This is a genomic window from Butyrivibrio sp. (assembly GCF_017940685.1).
Lineage (GTDB): Bacteria > Bacillota > Clostridia > Lachnospirales > Lachnospiraceae > Butyrivibrio.
This window is the reverse complement of the sequence record NZ_JAGAYD010000181.1, coordinates 1-2,072: the sequence shown is the minus strand read 5'-3', so window position 1 is coordinate 2,072 and position 2,072 is coordinate 1. Positions and strand designations below refer to the sequence as shown.

Annotated in this window: 3 protein-coding genes; 1 reads left to right on the top strand and 2 read right to left on the bottom strand. The window is 39.4% G+C overall.

Annotated features, from left to right (window positions below):
* Nucleotides 1-180 precede the first annotated feature (180 nt).
* Nucleotides 181-351, bottom strand: coding sequence for a hypothetical protein (locus tag J6I68_RS11715; RefSeq protein ID WP_292220536.1), 171 nt, complete (start codon nt 349-351; stop codon nt 181-183).
* Nucleotides 352-568: 217 nt separating this feature from the next.
* On the opposite strand from J6I68_RS11715, the gene mscL reads away from it, so the two are divergent.
* Nucleotides 569-1,051, top strand: a complete 483-nt coding sequence (gene mscL, locus J6I68_RS11710) for a large conductance mechanosensitive channel protein MscL (protein WP_292220535.1) — start codon at nt 569-571, stop codon at nt 1,049-1,051.
* A 69-nt stretch (nt 1,052-1,120) separates the two neighbouring features.
* On the opposite strand, the gene prs is transcribed toward mscL, so the two are convergent.
* On the bottom strand, nt 1,121-2,072 hold a 952-nt coding region (gene prs / locus J6I68_RS11705; RefSeq protein WP_292220533.1), incomplete at its 5' end, for a ribose-phosphate diphosphokinase.

Genomic DNA, 2,072 nt, shown 5'->3' with positions numbered 1-2,072 from the left:
GACAACAGGCTTGAAGATATGTGCATACAGCTTGTTAAGACTCTGATCGGTACACTCTCTCAGAATGAGATGCCTCAAAAGACTATTTTTTCAGGCGAACTTATTAAGAGAGGATCAACCAGTTTTTAATAACATAAATATAGCCCACACAATTATGGTGTGGGCTTTTTGTTGTCATATTTATCTCATGCCTGGTCGAGAAGGTGCTTCAGACTTGCCACAATTTGCCAAACCTCCCGCAACATCTCTTGTTAAAGAATAGGCAGGATGCATTATTCCTCCAGACACATTATTAAGCTCCTCTTCTTTTATAACCTTATTTTCAATTTCCTTATTCTTTTTATCACCCATTAGATTATACCTCCTAAAAAATTGTTTCTAAATATTTATACGAGCAGAAATTAGTTATGGCAATAATAATATCGTCTTAAAGCCATGTAATCTTATATCAACATTGTAACATACTTTTTTACCCTTAATAAATGGTAGCTCGTGACTTTATTGCTGATGCCACGTTAATGTGATAAAATCTTTTAAGTGTATGAATTAAGAAAGTGAGGGAAAAACAATGACAGAAAAAATAAAAAATGCAGCAGGAAAAGGCAAAGGATTCGCAGGGGAATTTCGTGAATTTATCATGAGAGGCAATGTCCTTGACATGGCAGTGGGCGTTATCATCGGCGGAGCCTTCCAGAAAATAATCTCATCTCTTGTAGATGACATTATCATGCCCCTCATTGGGCTTCTTACAGGAGGTGTTGATTTCAACAACAAGTTTATTGTTCTTGATGGTGGAAGCTATGCAACACTTGAGGCAGCCAAGGAAGCTGGAGCAGCTACACTTAACTACGGAACCTTCATAACTGTAGTCATCAACTTCATCCTGATGGCACTTGTCATCTTCTTTATCATAAAGGGAATGAACAAGCTCTCAGCAAGACTTGAGAAGGAAAAGGAAGAAGCTCCTGCAACTACAAAGATCTGCCCTAAATGTAAGAGTGAGATCAATATCGAGGCAACAAGATGCCCTCACTGCACTTCAGAGCTTTGATCCAATATCAATAAAAAAGCCGTCCAATGCTGGTTCATCCGGCATTTGGACGGCTTTTTTCTGCAATGCTTACAAGTCTTTCTTTTTATAATTCTCTATCATGTCCCTGATCTTCAAGGCAGGTCTTGTAAGAGAACTCAATGTCTTACCTTTATTCATAGTGTCAATTATGGCAGCAATATATCTGTTCATGCTGACGCCGTAATAATAATCCTTCTTAAGAAGCTCAGGCTTTTGGTATATAAGATTTGTTGTGAATATCCTGTCGAATTCCTTCTTTTCAAAAGAGTCATCGAACTTCTTAAAGCCATTTGTAAATAATCCAAATGTAGAGAAAATAAACACTCTCTTGGCACCCATTTTTTTGAGCTGCCTTGATACATCAAGCATACTGCCGCCTGAAGAGATCATGTCATCTATTACAATGCAATCCTTCCCCTCAACAGAAGCACCGCAAAAGTCATGAGCGATTATCGGATTACAACCCTCAACGATTTGTGTATAATCTCTTCTCTTATAAAACATTCCAATGTTGACGCCATACAAAGAAGCAAGGAATACTACCCTCTCTGTGGCACCTTCATCTGGTGCAATGAGCATTAAATGGTCAGAGTCAAGCTGTATATCCTCATACTCAGTAAGAAGCGCCTGGGTAAACTGAAGCGCCGGAGATATGTTCTCAAGGCTTTTTAGAGGAGTCGTGTTCTGCATTCTGGGGTCGTGGGCATCAAAGGTAATAATCTCGTGAACACCCATGTTCTCAAGTTCTCTTAGCATCACAGCGCAGTCAAGAGATTCTCTTGTGGTCTTTCTGTGCTGTCTTCCTTCATACAAAAACGGCATTATCACAGTGATCCTTGCAGCCTTGCCATTGCAGGCCGCTATCACCCTCTTAAGGTCCATGTAATGATCATCTGGCGACATGCGATTGGGTTCACCATCCATCTTGTAGGTAAGTGAATTGTTAAGAACATCAACAATTATGTATATATCCTTGTCTCTTACAGACTCTCTTACAATT

Bases quoted from the DNA above. Each gene is read 5' to 3' on its own strand.
- mscL (WP_292220535.1), top strand. From the start codon at position 569: ATGACAGAAAAAATAAAAAATGCAGCAGGAAAAGGCAAAGGATTCGCA.
- J6I68_RS11715 (WP_292220536.1), bottom strand. From the start codon at position 351: ATGGGTGATAAAAAGAATAAGGAAATTGAAAATAAGGTTATAAAAGAA.